General features: G+C 67.0%; 21 protein-coding genes and 2 tRNA genes. 10 read left to right on the plus strand and 13 right to left on the minus strand.

The annotated features are described in order from the left end of the window. Window positions 1-2: 2 nt before the first annotated feature. The 7 genes from QP029_RS03880 to rpmH form a co-directional block, all read right to left on the minus strand. Window positions 3-1,157, minus strand: coding sequence for a ParB/RepB/Spo0J family partition protein (locus tag QP029_RS03880; protein WP_284875548.1), 1,155 nt, complete (start codon window positions 1,155-1,157; stop codon window positions 3-5). After that, a complete protein-coding gene (locus QP029_RS03885) occupies window positions 1,154-2,119 on the minus strand; it encodes a ParA family protein (RefSeq protein ID WP_284875549.1) in 966 nt (321 codons plus the stop codon). The genes QP029_RS03880 and QP029_RS03885 overlap by 4 nt, the downstream gene beginning before the upstream one ends. A gap of 64 nt (window positions 2,120-2,183) precedes the next feature. After that, complete coding sequence (gene rsmG, locus QP029_RS03890; protein ID WP_284876143.1) at window positions 2,184-2,828, minus strand: 16S rRNA (guanine(527)-N(7))-methyltransferase RsmG; 645 nt, start codon at window positions 2,826-2,828, stop codon at window positions 2,184-2,186. An 82-nt stretch (window positions 2,829-2,910) separates the two neighbouring features. Then, window positions 2,911-3,879 carry a membrane protein insertase YidC gene (yidC, locus tag QP029_RS03895; RefSeq protein ID WP_284875550.1) on the minus strand — a complete coding sequence of 323 codons (969 nt, stop codon included), beginning with the start codon at window positions 3,877-3,879 and terminating at the stop codon, window positions 2,911-2,913. Window positions 3,880-3,885: 6 nt separating this feature from the next. Further along, on the minus strand, window positions 3,886-4,176 hold the full coding sequence (gene yidD / locus QP029_RS03900; protein ID WP_284875551.1) for a membrane protein insertion efficiency factor YidD: 291 nt from the start codon (window positions 4,174-4,176) through the stop codon (window positions 3,886-3,888). Further along, window positions 4,166-4,549: a ribonuclease P protein component gene (gene rnpA, locus QP029_RS03905; RefSeq protein WP_284875552.1), complete on the minus strand. Its 384-nt coding sequence runs from the start codon at window positions 4,547-4,549 to the stop codon at window positions 4,166-4,168. The genes yidD and rnpA overlap by 11 nt, the downstream gene beginning before the upstream one ends. Window positions 4,550-4,564: 15 nt before the next feature. Next, the gene (gene rpmH / locus QP029_RS03910; protein ID WP_015402223.1) at window positions 4,565-4,708 is read right to left on the minus strand and encodes a 50S ribosomal protein L34; all 144 of its coding nucleotides are present in this window, start codon (window positions 4,706-4,708) and stop codon (window positions 4,565-4,567) included. A gap of 835 nt (window positions 4,709-5,543) precedes the next feature. On the opposite strand from rpmH, the gene dnaA reads away from it, so the two are divergent. The 5 genes from dnaA (at window position 5,544) to gyrB (ending at window position 12,895) form a co-directional block, all read left to right on the plus strand. Continuing rightward, window positions 5,544-7,106: a chromosomal replication initiator protein DnaA gene (dnaA, locus tag QP029_RS03915; RefSeq protein WP_284875553.1), complete on the plus strand. Its 1,563-nt coding sequence runs from the start codon at window positions 5,544-5,546 to the stop codon at window positions 7,104-7,106. A 675-nt stretch (window positions 7,107-7,781) separates the two neighbouring features. Further along, entirely contained in the window at window positions 7,782-8,969 is a 1,188-nt protein-coding gene (gene dnaN, locus QP029_RS03920; RefSeq protein ID WP_284875554.1) for a DNA polymerase III subunit beta, read from the plus strand. 28 nt (window positions 8,970-8,997) lie between these two features. Further along, window positions 8,998-10,170, plus strand: a complete 1,173-nt coding sequence (gene recF / locus QP029_RS03925; protein ID WP_284876144.1) for a DNA replication/repair protein RecF — start codon at window positions 8,998-9,000, stop codon at window positions 10,168-10,170. Continuing rightward, a complete protein-coding gene (locus tag QP029_RS03930) occupies window positions 10,163-10,708 on the plus strand; it encodes a DciA family protein (protein ID WP_284875555.1) in 546 nt (181 codons plus the stop codon). Before recF ends, QP029_RS03930 begins: the two co-directional genes overlap by 8 nt. A gap of 132 nt (window positions 10,709-10,840) precedes the next feature. After that, complete coding sequence (gyrB, locus tag QP029_RS03935) at window positions 10,841-12,895, plus strand: DNA topoisomerase (ATP-hydrolyzing) subunit B (RefSeq protein ID WP_284875556.1); 2,055 nt, start codon at window positions 10,841-10,843, stop codon at window positions 12,893-12,895. Window positions 12,896-12,976: 81 nt separating this feature from the next. Here gyrB and QP029_RS14260 read toward each other — a convergent pair whose 3' ends face one another. From QP029_RS14260 to QP029_RS03960, 6 genes are all read right to left on the minus strand, one after another. Next, a complete protein-coding gene (locus tag QP029_RS14260) occupies window positions 12,977-13,054 on the minus strand; it encodes a hypothetical protein (protein ID WP_432418718.1) in 78 nt (25 codons plus the stop codon). A 27-nt stretch (window positions 13,055-13,081) separates the two neighbouring features. After that, window positions 13,082-13,345: a hypothetical protein gene (locus QP029_RS03940; RefSeq protein ID WP_284875557.1), complete on the minus strand. Its 264-nt coding sequence runs from the start codon at window positions 13,343-13,345 to the stop codon at window positions 13,082-13,084. A gap of 63 nt (window positions 13,346-13,408) precedes the next feature. Then, window positions 13,409-14,062: a metallophosphoesterase family protein gene (locus tag QP029_RS03945; RefSeq protein ID WP_284875558.1), complete on the minus strand. Its 654-nt coding sequence runs from the start codon at window positions 14,060-14,062 to the stop codon at window positions 13,409-13,411. After that, window positions 14,062-14,502, minus strand: coding sequence for a DUF6918 family protein (locus QP029_RS03950; protein ID WP_284875559.1), 441 nt, complete (start codon window positions 14,500-14,502; stop codon window positions 14,062-14,064). The genes QP029_RS03945 and QP029_RS03950 overlap by 1 nt, the downstream gene beginning before the upstream one ends. Window positions 14,503-14,741: 239 nt before the next feature. Continuing rightward, window positions 14,742-14,996 carry a hypothetical protein gene (locus tag QP029_RS03955; RefSeq protein WP_284875560.1) on the minus strand — a complete coding sequence of 85 codons (255 nt, stop codon included), beginning with the start codon at window positions 14,994-14,996 and terminating at the stop codon, window positions 14,742-14,744. After that, entirely contained in the window at window positions 14,993-15,205 is a 213-nt protein-coding gene (locus QP029_RS03960; RefSeq protein ID WP_284875561.1) for a CopG family transcriptional regulator, read from the minus strand. The genes QP029_RS03955 and QP029_RS03960 overlap by 4 nt, the downstream gene beginning before the upstream one ends. Before the next feature lie 141 nt (window positions 15,206-15,346). Here QP029_RS03960 and gyrA point away from each other — a divergent pair, with 141 nt between their 5' ends. From gyrA to QP029_RS03985, 5 genes are all read left to right on the plus strand, one after another. Further along, window positions 15,347-17,965, plus strand: coding sequence for a DNA gyrase subunit A (gyrA, locus tag QP029_RS03965; protein ID WP_284875562.1), 2,619 nt, complete (start codon window positions 15,347-15,349; stop codon window positions 17,963-17,965). 3 nt (window positions 17,966-17,968) lie between these two features. Further along, window positions 17,969-18,319 carry a DUF3566 domain-containing protein gene (locus tag QP029_RS03970; protein WP_284875563.1) on the plus strand — a complete coding sequence of 117 codons (351 nt, stop codon included), beginning with the start codon at window positions 17,969-17,971 and terminating at the stop codon, window positions 18,317-18,319. Between the two features lie 102 nt (window positions 18,320-18,421). Next, window positions 18,422-18,498 (plus strand) — tRNA-Ile (locus QP029_RS03975). Window positions 18,499-18,505: 7 nt separating this feature from the next. Beyond that, window positions 18,506-18,578: transfer RNA gene (locus QP029_RS03980), tRNA-Ala, on the plus strand. 226 nt (window positions 18,579-18,804) lie between these two features. Continuing rightward, window positions 18,805-19,725 (plus strand): cation diffusion facilitator family transporter, encoded by a 921-nt coding sequence (locus tag QP029_RS03985; RefSeq protein ID WP_284875564.1) that lies wholly within the window; start codon window positions 18,805-18,807, stop codon window positions 19,723-19,725. Window positions 19,726-19,727: the final 2 nt, after the last annotated feature.

Raw genomic sequence — 19,727 nt, forward strand, 5'->3', positions numbered from 1 at the left:
CCCTAGTCCCGACCCTCGATGAGGCCGAGGATGCGCTGGAAGTCCTCCTCGTCCCCGAATTCGACGACCATGCGGCCCTTGCGACGGCCCATGGTGACGGTGACGCGGGTGTCCCACTCATCGGCCAGGCGGTCGGCCGCGCGGGTGAACACCTCGGCCTGCGGGGCCGGGGCGGTGGGTTTCTTCGCCTCGGGCAGGCCGGAGCGGTTGAGCAGGGTGACAGCCTCCTCGGTGGCACGCACGCTCATCCCCTCGGCGACGACGCGGTCGGCGAGCTGCTCCTGCGCGGCCGCGGTGTCCTCACCGAGTTTCACGCCGGCGAGTGCCCGGGCGTGTCCGGCGGTGAGCACGTTCGCCGCCACCCGACGCTGCACCGGGACGGGCAGTGCGAGCAGGCGCAGCGCGTTGGTGATCACCGGGCGCGAACGGCCGATCCGGTCGGCAAGCTCGCCCTGGGTGACACCGAACTCCTCGAGCAGCTGCTGGTAGGCGCTGGCCTCTTCCAGCGGGTTGAGCTGGACGCGGTGGATGTTCTCCAGGAGGGCGTCGCGCAGCATGGCGCCGTCCTCCGTCTCCCGGACGATCGCCGGGATGGACTCCAGTCCCGCCTTCGCGGACGCCCGCCAGCGGCGCTCACCCATGATGAGCTCGAAGCCGGTGCCGGTGGGGGACCGGCGCACCACGATCGGCTGCATGAGCCCGAACTCACGGATGGAGTGGACCAGCTCCTCGAGCGGTTCCTCGTCGAAGGTGGTGCGTGGCTGCTGCGGGTTGGGGACGATGTCACCGAGGGGAATCTCGCGGTAGGTGGCCCCGAACTCGACCGCCGCAGGCGTATCGACGCCGCCGTGGTCCGCCCCTTTCTCCGGCCCCTTCTCCGCCGCCTGCCTCTGCTTCTTCTTCGGCTTGCTCTTGCCCGGCTCCTTCGCGGATTCCTTCACCGTCTCCGGTGTCGGACCGGTGCCCGGCAGGCCCGGCTTCGGGGCACCGGGGACGCGCTCGGCGGCGGTGTCCCGGGCACCCTTGGCACCCTTGGTGCCGCCGAGGATGACGTCGGCCGCGCCGTCACCGAGACGGGGTGAGCCGTTGGAGGGACCGGAGGGGATGAGGGCGGCGAGACCCCGGCCGAGGCCACCCTTGCGAGTTTCCTGGTTCATTGCTCCTCCGTCTCTTCCTGTGGTTCTTCTGCCTCCGCCGTCGCTTCCGCGATGAGTCGGGCGGCGGTGGTGGGGCTGACGCCGATGGGGCCGGTGGACTCGACCGGCTGGTAGTCACCGCGGCTGGCGAACTCGCGCGCGGCGTCGAGGTAGGCCAGCGCGCCGCGGGAGGAGGGGTCGTACTCGATGACCGTCTGGCCGTAGCCGGGCGCCTCGGAGACCTTGACCGACCGGGGGATGACGTTGGTGAGCACCACGTCGCCGAAGTGGTCCTTGACCTCGGTGGCCACCTGCTCGGAGAGCTTCGTGCGGGCGTCGTACATGGTCAGCAGGATCGCCGAGATGTGCAGATTGGTGTTGAGGTGCTGCCGGATCATCGAGATGTTGTTGAGCAGCTGGCCCACGCCCTCGAGTGCGTAGTACTCGCACTGGATGGGGATGAGCACCTCGTCGACGGCGGTCATGGCGTTGATGGTGAGCAGGCCGAGGGAGGGCGGGCAGTCAATGATGACGTAGTCGAATCCGTGGGTCTCGATGAACTTCCCCCGGAGTGCATCATGGAGCCGGTACTCGCGGCGGACCAGGCTGACCAGTTCGATCTCCGCACCGGCGAGATCGATGGTGGCGGGGACGCAGTAGAGGTTCTCGTTGAACGGCGACTGCTGCAGCGCCTCATCGGCGGTCGCCTCACCGATGAGCATCTCGTAGCTCGAGGTCGTTCCGGCCCGGTGTTCCGCGCCGAGTGCGGTGGAGGCGTTACCCTGCGGGTCGAGGTCGATGACCAGGACCTTCTGGCCGTGCATGGCCAGTCCGGCGGCGAGGTTGACGGAGCTGGTGGTCTTGCCCACCCCGCCCTTCTGGTTGGCCACGGTGATCAGCCGGGGCTGGTCCGGCCGGGGCAGCTTCCGCACGTTCAACGTCATCCCGGGTGTCCTCACCTGTGCGTCCTGCTGGTCATCCATCGACGTGACCTGACCTCTTCCTGGCTTCACTCCACATAGCTCTTCCTACCTTAGTGCGTCCCACTCACCGCACCCGCGAGATACGGATGAGTGTGGTGGGTTCGCTGAGCAGATCGGCTCCGACGGTGAGGATCTCAGCCTTCCCGCCGCCGGCGCGGGTGATGTCGCGGGCGTCACGCTGCAGTTCCTCGGTGACCGAGGAACCCTTCATGGCGATCATGTGTCCGCCGACCTTCACCAGGGGCAGCGACCAGCCGGCGAGCTTGCCCAGCGGGGCGACGGCGCGGGAGGTGACCACGTCCACGGTGCCCACCTGTCGGCGCACCGCCTTCTCCTCGGCCCGGCCCCGGATGACGGTGACGTTGGCCAGGCCGAGCTGCTCGACGACCTCGCTGAGGTAGACCGAGCGCTTGAGCAGCGGCTCGATGAGGGTGATGTCGAGGTCGGGGCGGGCCAGGGCGAGCGGGATGCCGGGCAGCCCCGCGCCGGAGCCGATGTCGACGACCACGGCGCCGTGGTCCATGGCCTCACCGATGACGGCGCAGTTGAGGATGTGGCGTTCCCACAGTCGTGGTACTTCTCGGGGGCCGATGAATCCGCGGGTGGATCCGTCGGTGGCCAGGGAGCGATGGTAGGCCTCGGCCAGGGGGAGTCGGTCGCCGAAGACGTCGGCGGCTTCCGGTGGCGCGGGGATCTCACTCATGCCCATGAGAGTACCCGGCCCCGGAATCGGGACAGCCACCGCTTCTCCCGCGGCGGGCGGGATAACGGTGGCTGCGGTGCCTCGTGGTCTACTTCTTCTTTTTCTTGTTCTTCTTCTGCACCCGGCGGGCGCCCGGGGCGGGGGCGGTGGAGCGCTTGAGGGCGCGGCGGGCCTCCTCCTCGGCCTCTTCCTCGGCGTCCATCTTGGCGAAGACGATGCGCTGCTGGAAGAAGGTCCAGATGTTGTTGGAGACCATGTAGAACAGCAGGCCGATGTGCCAGAGGACACCGGTGAACAGGATGGTCAGCGGCATGAACCACAGCATCATCTTGTTCATCATGGCCATCTGGGTCTGCATCATCTCGGCGTTGTCGCCGGAGGGGGCGGCCTGCTTGCCGGAGGCCAGGCGGGCCTTCTGCCGGTCGATGGACATCCGGGCGTTGAAGTGGGTGGCCACGGCGATGATGAGGACCAGCGGGATGGCCACGAACATGATGTCGGTGCGGGTGAAGTCCACCTTGGGGAACGCGGCGTACATGTCGGCCGGCATGGAGATGTAGGCCGACAGCGGGACGCCGAAGAGGGTGGCGTCGAGGAAGGACTGCACGTCGTCGACGGAGAAGATGTAGTTCGGGGTGTTGTAGTTCTGCTCGATGGACAGCCCCAGCTGGCCGACGCCTTCACCGGTGCGGTTGAAGGAGCGCAGGACGTGGAACAGGCCGATGAAGACGGGCAGCTGGATGAGGACGGGCAGGCAGCCGAGGACCGGGTTGACGCCGACCTCCTTCTGGAGCTTGCGCGTCTCCTCCATCATCTTCTGCTGGTCGTTCTTGTACTTCGACCGGATCTCCGCCATCTTCGGCTGCATTTCCTGCATCTTGCGGCCGGAACGCAGCTGGTTGATGGTGGGTTTGACCATGATCGCCTTGACCGTGAAGGTCAGGAAGATGATCGACAGCACCCAGGTGACGCCGGAATCCGGGTCGAGCACAAAGCTGAAGACCTTGTGCCAGAACCACAGGACGGCCGAGATCGGCCAGTAAATGAAGTTGAGCACTGTGTGTCAGAACTCCTCGAGGTTGGTGGATGTCAGGTCGCGTCGGCGCTCGGGCCGCACGGGGTCGTACCCGCCCGGGTGCCACGGACCACACTTGCTCAGCCGCGCCATCGCCATGACTGTGCCGCGCAACGCCCCGTGTCGGGCGACCGACTCCAGGGCGTAGGCGCTGCACGTGGGTTCGAAACGGCAGGTCGACCCCATCTTAAGGGGGGAGATGTAGTTTTGGTAGAAGCGCACCGCCGCCACGAGGGCTTTCGCCATCGGGCCCCGCGGGGCCGGCATCTCATCGCACATCCGGAATCCCGACCTTGCGCAGGGCCTTGCGGATGTCCCGCGTCAGCTCGCTTGTCGACGCCGTCCCTGCCGCAGGCAGGGCCCGGATCACCACGTCGCAGGTGCGGGGGATGGTGGGGGAGGGGGCGTCGATAAGCGCGGCGCAGACATGCCGAAGCCGCCGGGACGTGCGGTGACGGATCACCGCGTTCCCGACGGCCTTGGAGACGATGAGCCCGACGCGCGGACCGCCGGTGACGGCGATATCGGCGTCGGGCGTGCCGGAGCGGTCCAGGAGATGGACCACGACGGTGCGGGATCCGGCGCGGCGTCCACGCTTGATCGTCCGAGAGAACTCGGCCGGTGAGGTGAACTTGTGCTGCTTCGGAAGCACCGTCGGTGTGCTCCTTTACGCGGTCAGCTTTGCGCGACCCTTACGACGACGTGCCGAGACGATTGCGCGACCGGCGCGGGTGCGCATGCGAGTACGGAAGCCGTGCACGCGCGCGCGACGACGGTTGTTCGGCTGGAACGTCCGCTTGCCCTTTGCCACGGTAAAACTCCTCTGTGTAACACGGTGACCGAGCGGGATCGGCCGACCGAAGCTATGAACATGACGGTTCGAGATGCCCCCGACGGAAAATGCTCTTCCGTCCGTGGCGTGCAGGGCCCGCACAGACGCGCAGCTGGATGGGGCCGGAAAGGCCCAGGGTGCCGCGGCCCGGATTCGGTGCCGACTCTGCTCTCACACACAACCGCCGGCGGCCGAGTGATCGGCCTGCCCGACGGTGTGACAGACCATGCCAGACTACGCGACGGCAACCATGGCGGACAAATCGACACGCGGAGCCGAACCGGGGGTTCCCGTGGGTGCCCCTGAAATGACAACAATGAGATTATCGGCTGGTCACCGGGGACTTTGGCCATCGGCCCAGCGCGCCTTCGCGGTCGCCCGCGCCGAGCCGGGGACGTGACGACGGGGTCGCTAGACAACGCTTCCGGCGGGCGGGTAACAATAGAGCAATCAGCACAACTCACAGCCGGTGAATCAACAGGCCTGTGGATAACCTTCAATCTCAAGTTGAGACTTTCTCATCTTGACGGGAAATCTGCAGGTCACAGCCTTAACGGCGGTCGACGTCACTATCCACAGCCCATCGACTAGGCTGTGGATAAGTTTCATCGTCGGCGTTGTCCACAGCTGTGGACAAGATTGTGGATGGCGAGGTCGAGGCCATGATTCCCACCGGGAAGGCCTGTGAATGACACGGTGCACAACCCTCCGACGGACGGCGTCACCCGGGTCATGTCTGTCATTCACCCACCCGCACGACCGGCAGGGCACCCCGCGCCCACACGAGAAGTAACAACCGAGGAACGAGGACGACGTGGCGGATCAGCAGCCATCGCTGGCGCACACCTGGCAGGACATCAAGGGCGAACTCCTCGCCCGCTCGGAGGACCCCGCCTCCGACATCCCCGCCTTCACCCACCAGCAACGTGGCTTCCTCGGCCTGGCCCAACCCATCGTCCTGGTCGACGGCTACGCCCTGCTGGCCACCCCGCACGCGATGGCCAAGGAGGTCATCGAGGACGTCTTCGGCGACCACATCGTCAAGGTCCTCTCCGAACGCACCGGCCGCCCGTGCAGTCTCGCGGTCAGCGTCGAGCCCGAGGCGATCCCGGCTGTCCCCGCCACGCCCGCCACTCCCGAACCCCCGGCTCCGGCACCGGTCGAGCAGCCCGCCCCGCAGGACACCGGCTGGACCACCACCCACGCATGGGTCGACCAGCCCGTGGAGACCCCGGTACCTGCACCTGCACAGACGCCGGTCACCGCCCCGGAACCCGCCGCACCCGTCTACCACCAGAGCCAGCGCCTCCACCGCGAGAAGCCGGCCCACGACCCCAACCGGGACAAGTCACTCAACCCGAAATACACCTTCGAGAACTTCGTCATCGGCTCCTCCAACCGCTTCGCCAACGGTGCCGCCGTCGCCGTCGCCGAGAACCCCGCCCGCGCCTACAACCCCCTGTTCATCTGGGGCGGCTCCGGCCTCGGCAAGACACACCTCCTCCACGCCGCCGGCAACTACGCCCAGGTGCTGCAGCCCGGACTGCGGGTCAAGTACGTCTCCAGTGAGGAATTCACCAACGACTACATCAACTCGGTGCGCGATGACCGCCAGGAGACGTTCAAGCGGCGCTACCGCAACCTCGACATCCTCATGGTCGACGACATCCAGTTCCTCGAGGGCAAGGAAGGCACCCAGGAGGAGTTCTTCCACACCTTCAACGCCCTCCACCAGGCGGACAAGCAGATCATCCTGTCCTCCGACCGCCCGCCGAAGCAGCTGACCACCCTGGAGGACCGGCTGCGCACCCGCTTCGAGGGCGGCCTCATCACCGACATCCAGCCCCCGGACCTGGAGACCCGCATCGCCATCCTGGAGAAGAAGGCCCAGGCCGACGGCACCCACGTCGACCGCACCGTCCTGGAGCTCATCGCCTCCCGGTTCGAGTCCTCCATCCGCGAGCTCGAGGGCGCGCTCATCCGCGTCTCCGCCTACTCCTCGCTCATCAACGAGCCGATCAACCAGGAGATGGCCGAGGTCGCCCTCCGCGACATCCTCCCCGACGCTGCGGACATCAAGATCACGGCCAACACGATCATGGAGGTGACCACCGAGTACTTCGGCATCACCATGGACACCCTCACCGGGGCCGGCAAGACCCGCGCCGTGGCGCACGCCCGCCAGCTGGCCATGTACCTGTGCCGCGAGCTCACCGATCTCTCCCTGCCCAAGATCGGCGCCCAGTTCGGCGGCAAGGACCACACGACCGTCATGTACGCCGACCGGAAGATCCGCAAGGAGATGACCGAGAAGCGGGACACCTACGACGAGATCCAGCAGCTGACCCAGCTGATCAAGAACCGCGGTCGCGGCTGACCTGCCCGCCCAGTCTCCAACCCCGGTACTGCCCTCGCGGTGCCGGGGTTGTTCTCTGTCTGGATGCGTGAGCCCGAGTGCATCAGCTCCAGCGTCTGACACGGGGCCGAAAAACACCGGAAAACCGGCCCGGTGTCAGACGTCGCTGCCACTGTGCACGGGTGCCCGGTCGCGGCACCGGGGGAGGGGCACCGGGGGCGCAAGATTGTCCCCAGGGTTATCCACACCTGTGTAATTACGCTGATGTAATTCAGCGATTCGCGTCACATAACGGCGGATCACAGTGGTCAGCGGGCATGTGCACAACTCACCCTCCGCTGTGGAGCGGTGGTGGAACAACGAATGACAGAATGTGGAGAAATCAGCGCCGCCCGGAATTGTCCACAGCCAGCCGATGTTGTCCACAGGAATCCGACACCCCTAATCACAGGACGGATCGCCGATGCCACCAGTCGATTCAGGTGGTTTCCCACAGAGTGCACAGGACTTACTGTTACTCCCATCTTTTAACTTGTAATTCAACTAGAAGAAAGAGGATGTGGGGAGAAGTCACCGTCACCCCTCCGGGCCGTCACCTCCCGGAGGGGCAAATGACAAACTCCGACATCGGGTTGCCCCCGCCATGAGGTACGTTGGTGTTTGTTATTCGCCCGATGTTCGAGGAGACCGCAAAGCATGGAGTCACAGGCAGTGTCATTCCGGGTAGCCAGGGATGACCTGGCCAACGCCGTCGCCTGGGTGGCAAGAAGCCTGCCCACCAAGGTGACCCAGCCCGTCCTGCGTGCCATGCTCATCACGGCCGATGACGCCGGACTGGAGTTCGCGGGATTCGACTATGAGGTCTCCACCCGGGTCCGCATCGCCGCCGAGGTCGCTGAGCCCGGTCGCATCGCGGTGGCCGGCAAGCTCATCGCGGAGATCGTCAACACGCTGCCGAACAAGCCGGTCGACTTCAAGGTCGACGGCTCGAAGGCCCTGCTGGCCTGCGGTTCCTCCCGGTTCGAGCTGCCGCTCATCCCGCTGGATGACTACCCGCAGATCCCGGCTCTGCCCGAGGTCACCGGCACCATCGACCCGCGGCTGTTCTCCGAGGCGGTCACCCAGGTGGCCTCCGCCGCGGGCAAGGATGACACCCTGCCCATGCTCACCGGCGTGCACATCGAGGTCGACGGCGCGAACCTGCGCCTGGCCGCCACCGACCGTTTCCGCCTGGCACTGCGCACCTGCGAGTGGAACCCGACCTCCCCGGACGTGTCCGCGAAGCTGCTCATCCCGGCGAAGACCCTCTCGGACAACGCCCGCACCCTCGACTCCCATGTGTCGGATCCGGTGGAGATCGCCGTGGGCACGGGCGACCAGGTCGGCGCCGCCGGACTGTTCGGCATCCACACCGAGAACCGGGAGACCACGACACGCATGCTCGACGCGGACTTCCCGAACATCCAGCCGCTGCTGCCGAAGTCGCACACCTCCATGGCCTCGGTCGAGATCGCCCCGCTCCAGGAGGCCATCCGCCGCGTCAGCCTGGTCACCGAGCGCAACGCGCAGATCCGGATGGAGTTCTCCGAGGGGGAGGTCATCCTCTCCGCCGGCGGCACCGACTCCGGTCACGCCGAGGAGCGCCTGCCCTGCGCCTTCGTCGGCCGCGACGAACTGACCATCGCCTTCAACCCCGGCTACCTGCGGGACGGCCTGGGTGTCGTCCACACCAACCGGGTCGTCTTCGGATTCACTGAGCCCTCCCGCCCGGCGATCCTCATCCCGGAGCCGGAGGAGCTGCCGGAGGCCGACGCTGACGGCACCTTCCCCACCCCCGAGACGGAGTTCACGTACCTGCTCATGCCGGTCCGTCTGCCGGGCTGATCGCACGGCGTCCGGGAGGTGACCGACCATCTACATCAGGACTCTCGACCTGCGTGATTTCCGGTCCTGGCCGCAGCTCTCGCTGACCCTGGAACCGGGGATCACCCTGTTCGTGGGACGCAACGGCTTCGGCAAGACCAACATCGTCGAGGCCGTCGGATATGTCGCCCACCTGTCCTCGCACCGGGTCTCCCATGATGCGCCGCTGGTGCGCGCCGGTGCCACGAGCGCCCGGATCTCCTCGACAGCCGTCAATCAGGGCCGGGAGTTGACGGCGCACCTGCTCATCAAGCCGCACGCCGCGAATCAGGCGCAGATCAACCGCACGAAGCTGGGCTCCCCGCGCGAGCTGCTCGGGGTGGTGCGCACCGTGTTGTTCGCCCCGGAGGACCTGGCCCTGGTGCGGGGCGAGCCGGCGGAGCGACGCCGGTACCTCGACGACATCATCGCCACCCGCACACCCCGGCTGGCCGGGGTGAAGGCGGACTACGACAAGGTCCTGCGTCAGCGTAACGCCCTGCTCAAGTCGGCCGGCGGCTCCCTGCGCCGGGGTTACCAGGACGCCGACGGCGCCAGCGCCCTGGCCACCCTCGACGTGTGGGATGCGCAGCTGGCGGCCCTCGGTGCGCAGGTCATCGCCGCGCGTCGCCGGTTGCTCGCCGAGCTGGGTCCGCACATCGACGACGCCTACTCCGGGTTGGCCCCGGAGTCGCGGAAGGTGAAGGTCAGCTACCGCTGCACCGTCGAATCCGACACGGATGAGGCGGAGGTCCTCGAGGCGGAGATGCTCGCCGAGCTCGCCCGGAAACGACAGCGGGAAATCGAGCGCGGCATGTCCCTGGTGGGCCCGCACCGTGATGACCTCATCCTCGAACTCGGTGATCAGCCGGCCAAGGGGTTCGCCTCCCACGGGGAGACGTGGTCTTTCGCCATCGCGCTGCGGTTCGCGGAGTTCTCGCTGCTGCGCTCCGACGGGACCGATCCGGTGCTCATCCTCGACGATGTCTTCGCCGAGCTCGACGCCCGCCGCCGGGAGAAGCTCGTCGAGTTGGCGGCGGATGCGGAGCAGGTGCTCATCACGGCCGCGGTCGACGGGGATCTGCCCGGCAACCTCGGTGAGGCCGTGACCCGTCACACCATCACCGTCGCCGACACCGATCAGGGACGCATCAGCGTCCTGGAGGGCGGCGACGATGACTGACAACCACGATCCGGTCAACGAGGCCTTCGAGAAACTCCGCTCCGCGGCCCGACAGCGCAACGGCGGACAACTCCCGCCGGTGGGGCGCACGCCCTCGCCGAGGAGGACGAAGGCGGTGGGGACGGGGGGCGTCGCCAAGCGGGGAATCCCCAGTGGGCCGGACGGGCGCAGACGACGTCGACCCCTGGACGTGGACACCTTCGGTGCCCTGCTCGGCGGCGAGATTCAGCGCCGTGGCTGGGAGAAGGGCATGGCCGGCGGCTGGGTCAACGGGCACTGGGATGAGCTGGTCGGCGAGAAGATCGCGCAGCACACGACGGTGGAGATGATCAAGGACACGACCCTGTTCATCACGTGCGACTCCACGGCGTGGGCGACGAACCTGCGGATGATGCAGCGGCAGATTCTGCAGGCCATCGCCGGAAAGGTCGGCCCCGGCATCATCACCGAGCTGAAGATCTTCGGGCCGAAGGCACCGAGCTGGCGCAAGGGGCCGCTCCACGTCAAAGGCCGCGGTCCGCGCGACACCTACGGATAGTGTCCGGGGCAACCCTGTCAAAAACGCGCGAGAAAGGCCTTCCGACGCGTGCGAGCCCGTTACTGGTAGGCACCCACAGGGTGTAGACTGGGGAGGTCTGAAATTACCTGCTAGCGAGGAGTGCCGTTTCACGTGGCTACCGCTGAACACAACTATGACGCGTCGTCGATCACCATTCTGGAGGGGCTCGAGGCCGTCCGCAAGCGCCCGGGCATGTACATCGGCTCCACCGGCGCCCGTGGCCTGCACCACCTCGTGTGGGAGGTCGTGGACAACTCGGTCGATGAGGCGATGGCCGGGGAGGCCACCCGCGTCGATGTGACGCTGCTCGCCGACGGTGGCGTCCAGGTCGTCGACGACGGCCGTGGCATCCCCGTCGAGATGCACCCCTCGGGTGCTCCGACCGTCCAGGTCGTCATGACCCAGCTGCACGCCGGCGGCAAGTTCGACTCCGACTCCTACGCCGTCTCCGGTGGTCTCCACGGTGTCGGTATCTCCGTGGTCAACGCCCTGTCCACCCGTGTCGAGGCCGACATCAAGCGCGACGGCAAGCACTGGCTGCAGAACTTCAACGCCTCCGTGCCCGAGGACCTCGTCGAGGGCGGCAACGCCCGCGGCACCGGCACCACCATCCGGTTCTGGCCGGACGCCGAGATCTTCGAGACCACGAAGTTCGACTACGACACCATCGCGCGTCGCCTCCAGGAGATGGCCTTCCTCAACAAGGGCCTGACCATCACCCTCAAGGACGAGCGGGTCACCGAGGAGGAGCTCGAGCTCGAGGCACTCGCCGAGGAGGGTGACACCGCCCAGTCCCTCGACGGCCCGTCCTTCGACGACACCGAGGTCGAGGAGGCCTCCGCCGGTGAGGCGCCGAAGCCGCCGAAGAAGCGCGAGAAGAAGGCCGTCTACCACTACCCGCAGGGCCTGGTCGACTACGTCAACCACCTGAACAAGGGCAAGACGGTCATCCACCCCTCCATCGTCGGGTTCGAGGCCAAGGGCGAGGACCACGAGGTCGAGATCGCCATGCAGTGGAACTCCGCCTACAAGGAGTCCGTCCACACCTTCGCCAACACCATCAACACCCACGAGGGTGGCACCCACGAGGAGGGTTTTCGTTCCTCCCTGACCTCGCTGGTGAACAAGTACGCCCGCGACCACAAGCTCATCAAGGACAAGGACCCGAACGTCACCGGTGAGGACTGCCGTGAGGGCCTCGCCGCCGTCGTCGCCGTCCGCGTCGGCGACCCGCAGTTCGAGGGCCAGACCAAGACGAAGCTGGGCAACACGGAGATCCGTTCCTTCGTCCAGCGCATGGTCAACGAGCACGTCGGCCACTGGCTGGAGGCCAACCCGGCGGAGGCCAAGGCCATCGTCAGCAAGGCCGTCTCCTCCTCCCAGGCCCGCATCGCCGCCCGCAAGGCCCGTGAGCTGGTGCGCCGCAAGTCCGCCACCGACCTCGGCGGTCTGCCCGGCAAGCTCGCCGACTGCCGTTCCAAGGACCCGAGCGCCTCCGAGCTCTACATCGTCGAGGGTGACTCGGCCGGTGGCTCCGCCAAGGCTGGCCGTGACTCCATGTACCAGGCGATCCTCCCGCTGCGCGGCAAGATCCTCAACGTGGAGAAGGCCCGTCTGGACAAGGTGCTCAAGAACGCCGAGGTCCAGGCCATCATCACCGCACTGGGCACCGGCATCAACGAGGAATTCGACCTGTCGAAGCTGCGTTACCACAAGATCGTCCTCATGGCCGACGCCGACGTCGACGGCCAGCACATCGCCACCCTGCTGCTGACCCTGCTGTTCCGTTTCATGCCGCAGCTCATCGAGGAGGGCCACGTCTACCTGGCCAACCCGCCGCTGTACAAGCTGAAGTGGCGGGGCGGGGAGCCCGGTTACGCCTACTCCGACGACGAGCGCGACAAGGAGCTCGCCGAGGGCCTGGCCGCCGGCCGCAAGATCAACACCGACGACGGCATTCAGCGCTACAAGGGCCTCGGCGAGATGAACCCGTCCGAACTGTGGGAGACCACCCTCGACCCGCACACCCGCCTGCTGCGCCGCGTCGACCTCCACGACGCGCAGCGCGCCGACGAGCTGTTCTCCATCCTCATGGGCGATGACGTCGCGGCCCGCCGCTCCTTCATCACCCGCAAGGCGAAGGACGTCCGCTTCCTCGACGTCTAGTTCGCTTTTCGACGCCCCGGACACACCGCGACCCGTCCCCTCACCGAGGGAACGGGTCGCGGACTCCGCTTGTGGGCCGTTCTAGCTTGAGCGGCGGCGCACGAGTAGGAGCACCGCGCCGACGGTCGCGGCGATGAGTCCGGCGAGCAGGACGTACATGACGCCGCTGACACCGGTGTTGGCCAGCTAGTCCTGATCCTGTGCCTGACCATGGGTCTGTGCCTGGTTCTGTGCGGTACCCGGTCCACCCTGTCCGTCATGGATCGGGGTGGTCGCCTGTCCCGGAGCCGGTGCTGGTGTCGCGGGGGCGGGCGCGGGTGCAGGAGCCGGTGCCGGGGCGGGAGCCGGTTCCTCTTCGGCGTCGACGACACCCGAGGAGCCGGATGAGCCGGTGGAACCACCGGTCAGCAGTGCGATGACACCGGCGACACCGAGGATCGGGACGAGCACCAGCCCTGCGGAATCGCCAAAGACTCAACCCTCAAGTAAGGGTTGAAAGTTTACATACCCTCGTTATGGGGTGGCGTGTCGCGCCGCCGGAAGGTCGAGCTCGAGCATCGAGGCCATGCCGACCCACCCGATGAAGGGGGCCTCGTGCAGCGTGACGGGTTGGTGGACGTGGCCGAGCAGCCAGGTGTCGTAGCGGTGGCTGAGCAGGGCGTCGACGGTGGTCGGCAGGCACGGGTTCTTCGTGTACTGGCCCTCGACCTCGCTGTGGAGCAGACCGACGTGGCCCGGGCCGGCGGCGGTGGGGAAGTGGGAGACGACCTCACGAGGGTCCGGGTCGGCGATGACGTTGGCGGCGTGGAAGACGGCCGGGACTCCCGGGACGGTGATCGCGGCGATCTCCGCACCGTCCGGGCGGTACACGCCGTCGAGGGCGGGGAAGGTGTCGACGATGCCGGCGCCGACGTCGTGGTTGCCCCACACGTGGATCAGCGGCAGGCCCAGGTCTTCGGTGATGAAGCGGAACAGGGCGATGGCGTCCTCGATGTCGCCGGGCCCACCCTTCTTCTTGTCCACCAGGTCGCCGAGGCAGACGAGGACGTCCGCTCCCCGGGTGGCGGCGCCGGCACACGCGGATCGGGCCCAGTCGAGGCCGGGCCCCTTCTTCTTCCCCAGGTGGAGATCGCTGAATGCGGCGAGCCGGAACGTGCCCTGCGGCATCAGTTCATGTGGCGCTGGAGGATGCGGCCGAGCTCCGGGATGGTGGGTTCGATGATGCCGGCGCCCTTGCCGCGCAGGGCGTTGTACGCCTTGGCCAGGGCGGGGACGTTGATCTGCTCGGCGTTGCGGTCGGCGACGGCCATGAGGGCGTCGACGACCTGGTCGCTGCGGCCGGCGAGGAAGTTGCCGAAGTCGGCCGAGGGGTCCGCGGTGAAGGCGGTCCAGTGCGGCTGCAGGTCGCCGAGGATCTCCGGGAGCATGCGGTTGACGCCCTTGGTCACGATGTCCGAGTCGAGCTTCTTCGCGGTGCCCACGGCGGCCTTGACGGCGGCACCGGTGATGCCCTTCTGGGCCGCGACGGTGTCCTCCGCGAAGGTGGCCAGGTCCGCGGTGACGGCGGGGCGCTTCTCATCGGTGAGCAGCTGGGAGAGGTCAGACATCGGTACGGCCTTTCGGGGCGGGAGGACGGGCTGGTGGGGTCCAGCTTAAGCAGAAAGCGATCACCATTGTTGAACTCACCGAGGGATGGGGCCCCTGTGGGAACAACGACGGAGATCGCTGCCGTTGCGGCTCTTCCGCCGCAGTCACACCAGTTACATTGAGTCACTCTGATTGACTGCAGCCACAACGTTCACTGACTTTACACATCCCCTCCGATCGCCGCCAACCGATTCGGGATTCAGGTGTGCAGCCGCCGGAACACCTCGCGGGCGACCTCCGCGAACTCCTCGTTCCGGGCGGTCAACGGGGCCAGCCGCACGACCGATTCGGCGAGTGCCCGGCCCGCCGCGGCCTCGTCGGCGTGGACGGGGATGCCCTCGATCCGTGCCGTGGCCACCGCCGCGGCGCCGACGAGAGCCCCGAAACTGCGCACCCGGACCCGGTGGACGGCGCAGAACTCCTCGGCCACCCGCAGGAGCTGTTCCGGGGTCACGGCCGGGCCTGTCGGATACGCGCCTCCAGGGCGGCCCGGCCCGGGATGACGTCCCGGGCGAGTTCGGCGACGGCGGCGTCGGCGACCAGTCGGGAGGCGGCGGCGACGATGGCGCGCACGGCCGCCTCCTGCTTGCTCGACCCCTGCGCCTGGGCGAGGAGGGTGAGGGCGCGGTCCTGTTCGGCGGTCAGTCGCAGAGTCATGGCCATGTCCACCATGATGGCACGTGGACGGTGAGATGGTGGCATTGTGGTACCATCGCGACGTCGACAAGCGTCGCAGAAGGCCTCAGAGAGGCTGCGGGAGAGTAGAATGGACGGGTCTGAACCCCCCGAACGAATAAGGTGACAATGAGCGACGACAACACCGGAGGAGAGACTCTCTTCGACCGGATTCTCCCCATCGACATCAATGAGGAGATGCAGACCAGCTACATCGACTACGCGATGTCCGTCATCGTCGGTCGTGCGCTGCCCGAGGTCCGTGACGGCATGAAGCCCGTCCACCGCCGCATCATGTACGCGATGTTCGACTCCGGCTACCGCCCGGAGCGCGGCTACGTGAAGTCGGCCCGCCCGGTCTCCGACACGATGGGCCAGTTCCACCCCCACGGCGACACCGCCATCTACGACACCCTCGTGCGTCTGGCCCAGCCGTGGAACATGCGCTACCCGCTGGTTGATGGCCAGGGCAACTTCGGTTCCCGCGGCAACGACGGCCCCGCCGCCATGCGTTACACCGAGTGCAAGATGTCGCCGCTGGCCATGGAGATGGTCCGCGACATCCGCGAGAACACCGTCGACTTCTCCCCGAACTACGACGGCAAGACCCAGGAACCGGACGTCCTGCCCTCGCGCGTGCCCAACCTGCTCATGAACGGCTCCGGCGGCATCGCCGTCGGCATGGCCACCAACATCCCGCCGCACAACCTGGGCGAACTGGCGGAAGCCATCTACTGGCTGCTGGAGAACTTCGACGCCGACGAGAAGGAGGCGCTCGAGGCGTGCATGTCCTTTGTCAAGGGCCCCGATTTCCCCACCGCCGGCCTCATCGTCGGTGACTCGGGCATCAAGGACGCCTACACCACCGGCCGTGGCTCGATCCGCATGCGCGGTGTCACCGCCATCGAGGAGAACAACAACCGCCAGACGATCGTCATCACGGAGCTGCCGTTCCAGGTCAACCCGGACAACCTCATCGCCAACATCGCGGAGCAGGTCGCCTCGGGCAAGCTGGCGGGCATCTCCAAGATCGAGGACGAGTCCTCCGACCGTGTGGGTCTGCGCATCGTGGTCACCCTCAAGCGTGACGCCGTGCCGCGCGTGGTCCTGAACAACCTGTTCAAGCACTCGCAGCTGCAGACCAACTTCGGTGCCAACATGCTCTCCATCGTCGACGGCGTGCCGCGCACCCTGCGCCTGGACCAGATGCTGCGCTACTACGTGGCGCACCAGATCGAGGTCATCATCCGGCGCACCCAGTTCCGCCTCGACGAGAAGGAGGAGCGCGCCCACATCCTCCGTGGCCTGGTCAAGGCCCTCGACATGCTCGACGAAGTCATTGCCCTGATCCGCCGCTCCCCGACGGTGGACGAGGCCCGAACCGGCCTCATGGAGCTTCTCGACGTCGACGAGACCCAGGCCGACCACATCCTCGCCATGCAGCTGCGCCGCCTCGCCGCACTCGAGCGCCAGAAGATCGTCGATGAACTCGCCGAGGTCGAGCGCATCATCGCCGACCTCAAGGACATCCTGGCCAAGCCGGAACGTCAGCGCGCGATCGTTCACGACGAGCTCGAGGAGATCGTCAACAGGTACGGCGACGAGCGACGCACCCAGATCATCGCCGCCACCGGCGACGTCTCCGAGGAAGACCTCATCGCCCGTGAGAACGTCGTGGTCACCATCACCTCGACCGGCTACGCCAAGCGCACCAAGGTCGACGCCTACAAGTCGCAGCGCCGCGGCGGCAAGGGCGTCCGTGGTGCCGAGCTCAAGCAGGACGACGTGGTCCGCCACTTCTTCGTCGCCTCCACCCACGACTGGATCCTCTTCTTCACCAACTTCGGCCGCGTCTACCGCCTCAAGGCCTACGAACTGCCCGAAGCCTCCCGCACGGCCCGCGGTCAGCACGTGGCCAACCTGCTGGAGTTCCAGCCGGAGGAGCGCATCGCCCAGGTCATCCAGCTCCAGTCCTACGAGGACGCCCCCTACCTGGTCCTGGCCACCGCCCACGGCCGGGTGAAGAAGTCCCGCCTGACCGACTACGAGTCCGCCCGCTCCGCCGGCCTCATCGCCATCAACCTCAACGAGGGTGACCGCCTCATCGGCGCCGCCCTCTGCGGCGACGAGGACGAGCTGCTGCTCGTCTCCGAGCAGGGCCAGTCGATCCGCTTCACCTCGGACGACGACCAGCTGCGCCCCATGGGCCGTGCCACCGCCGGCGTCAAGGGCATGCGCTTCCGTGGCGACGACCAGCTGCTCGCCATGTGCGTCGTCCGCGACGGCGACTACCTCCTCGTGGCCACCTCCGGCGGCTACGGCAAGCGCACCCCCCTGAGCGAGTACTCCACCCAGGGCCGCGGCGGCCTCGGCGTGGTCACCTTCAAGTACACCCCCAAGCGCGGCCGCCTCATCGGCGCCCTCGCCGTCGAGGAGGACGACGAGATCTTCGCCATCACCTCCACCGGCGGCGTCATCCGCACCGAGGTCAACCAGATCCGCCCGTCGTCCCGTGCGACCATGGGCGTGCGCCTGGTCAACCTCGAGGACGGAGTCGAGCTGCTGGCCATCGACAAGAACGTCGAGGGACAGGGCGAGGAAGAGGCCGAGGCCGTGGCCAAGGGTGAGACCGACGGTCCCGCCGAGCGCGCCAAGAAGGCCGCCGAGTCCGGGAATGCCGACGCCGAGACCGACATCCAGGACGAGGGCATCCAGTCGCTCGACGACCCGGCCGACTACGAGGAGTAGGACATGACCTCACGTGACGTCGCAATGACCAGGATCTCGCCACTGTCCGCCTTCCGCGTCGGACTGGCCATGTCCCTGGTCGGCCTGGTCGCCTGGCTGCTCATGGTCGCCCTGCTCTACATCGGCATGAGCGCCGCCGGCATCTGGGACCAGGTCAACTCCCTGATCGGCGACATCGGCGGTGACCAGTCCATCACCTTCGGCATGGTCATCTCCGTCGCCGCCCTCCTGGGCGCCATCATGGCCATCCTCACCACCATCCTGGCCCCCCTGTCCGCCGTGATCTACAACGCCATCGTCGACCTCTTCGGCGGCCTGCAGATCAGCCTCCACGAGCAAGCCGATCTGGAGTAGCGCACCCCGTGACACGATCGTCTGGATCACCGCATTTATAGCGTGTGACCAGGCGATTTGTTATTACGCAGACCCACTGGGTAATGTTACTTTTCGTTCCCAGGGCCTATAGCTCAGTCGGTTAGAGCGCATCGCTGATAACGATGAGGTCGCAAGTTCGATTCTTGCTAGGCCCACCAGGAACATGGGGCATTAGCTCAATTGGTAGAGCATCTGCTTTGCAAGCAGAAGGTCAGGAGTTCGATTCTCCTATGCTCCACAGCTAAGACCGCATGTGAGGACCACCCGCCAGGAATGGAGGGTGGTCCTTGTGCGATCTCGCCACCCACGACACCAGCAGTCCTGACTGACATCGCCATGGTGTTTTCCCAGGTCGCGTCGAAATGGGCCGGCTGGTGTCAGACGCTGGTGCTGATTCCCGGGTCTTCGTGAGGCCCTGTTTTCAACTGCTTTTCATTTAACGGGAACGGGGTTACGCTCAGGGCATGGGCGGCCATCACCATCACCACCACGGTCACGGACACTCGCACGTGTCTGGGGCTGGGGCTACGGGCGCGCTCGGTATCGCCTTCGCCATCACGGCGACGGTGTTCCTCGCGGAGCTCATTGCCGGCCTGGTGTCCGGGTCGCTGGCGCTGCTCTCGGATGCGATGCACATGCTCTCCGATGCGGCGGGGCTGATCATCGCGCTGGTGGCGTCGGTGGTGGGGCAGCGGGCGGCGTCGTCACGCGCCACCTACGGGTACCGCCGGGCGGAGGTGATCGCGGCGCTGGTCAACGCGGTGACGGTGACGGCGGTGGTCATCTGGATCGTCATTCAGGCGGTGGGGCGGATCGCGGGGCACGGGGACCATGACATCGACACGACGCTCATGCTCATCGTCGCGGCGATCGGTCTGGTGGCGAACGCGGTCTCCGCGTGGGTGCTGTCGCGGAAGCAGGGGGACAGCCTCAATGTCCGCGGGGCGTTCCTGCACGTCATGGCGGATCTGCTCGGCTCGGTGGCCGTCATCGTCGCGGGCCTGGTCATCCGCTACACGGGGTGGCAGGCGGCGGACACGGTTGCGTCACTGGTCATCGTGGCGCTCGTGCTGCCCCGGTCATTGAGTCTGCTGTGGCATTCGGCGGAGGTGCTGCTGGAGCGGGTGCCGCGGGGCGTGGACACGCAGGAGGTACAGGACGCCCTGGAGGGGTTGCCCGGGGTGGTCGGCGTGCACGACCTGCACATCTGGTCCACCGACGGCATCACCCCGTTGGCCACGTGCCACCTCGTCGTCGCCGATGACCACCTGCCGAGCTGCGGCGTCCTCGACCGGGCGCAGGGGAGGCTGCGGGCCTTCGGTGTCGAGCACTCCACGATCCAGCTGGAGTACCCCGGACACCGGTCCCACGAACAGGTCTGCTGACC

It is taken from the genome of Corynebacterium suedekumii, assembly GCF_030252185.1.
GTDB lineage: Bacteria > Actinomycetota > Actinomycetes > Mycobacteriales > Mycobacteriaceae > Corynebacterium > Corynebacterium suedekumii.

Coding starts and splice junctions, on each gene's coding strand:
- QP029_RS03880 (WP_284875548.1), bottom strand. CDS start 1,157: ATGAACCAGGAAACTCGCAAGGGTGGCCTCGGCCGGGGTCTCGCCGCC.
- QP029_RS03885 (WP_284875549.1), bottom strand. CDS start 2,119: ATGGATGACCAGCAGGACGCACAGGTGAGGACACCCGGGATGACGTTG.
- rsmG (WP_284876143.1), bottom strand. CDS start 2,828: ATGGGCATGAGTGAGATCCCCGCGCCACCGGAAGCCGCCGACGTCTTC.
- yidD (WP_284875551.1), bottom strand. CDS start 4,176: ATGTGCGATGAGATGCCGGCCCCGCGGGGCCCGATGGCGAAAGCCCTC.
- dnaN (WP_284875554.1), top strand. CDS start 7,782: ATGGAGTCACAGGCAGTGTCATTCCGGGTAGCCAGGGATGACCTGGCC.
- QP029_RS03930 (WP_284875555.1), top strand. CDS start 10,163: ATGACTGACAACCACGATCCGGTCAACGAGGCCTTCGAGAAACTCCGC.
- QP029_RS14260 (WP_432418718.1), bottom strand. CDS start 13,054: ATGTACGTCCTGCTCGCCGGACTCATCGCCGCGACCGTCGGCGCGGTG.
- QP029_RS03945 (WP_284875558.1), bottom strand. CDS start 14,062: ATGCCGCAGGGCACGTTCCGGCTCGCCGCATTCAGCGATCTCCACCTG.
- QP029_RS03950 (WP_284875559.1), bottom strand. CDS start 14,502: ATGTCTGACCTCTCCCAGCTGCTCACCGATGAGAAGCGCCCCGCCGTC.
- QP029_RS03960 (WP_284875561.1), bottom strand. CDS start 15,205: ATGGCCATGACTCTGCGACTGACCGCCGAACAGGACCGCGCCCTCACC.
- gyrA (WP_284875562.1), top strand. CDS start 15,347: ATGAGCGACGACAACACCGGAGGAGAGACTCTCTTCGACCGGATTCTC.
- QP029_RS03970 (WP_284875563.1), top strand. CDS start 17,969: ATGACCTCACGTGACGTCGCAATGACCAGGATCTCGCCACTGTCCGCC.
- QP029_RS03985 (WP_284875564.1), top strand. CDS start 18,805: ATGGGCGGCCATCACCATCACCACCACGGTCACGGACACTCGCACGTG.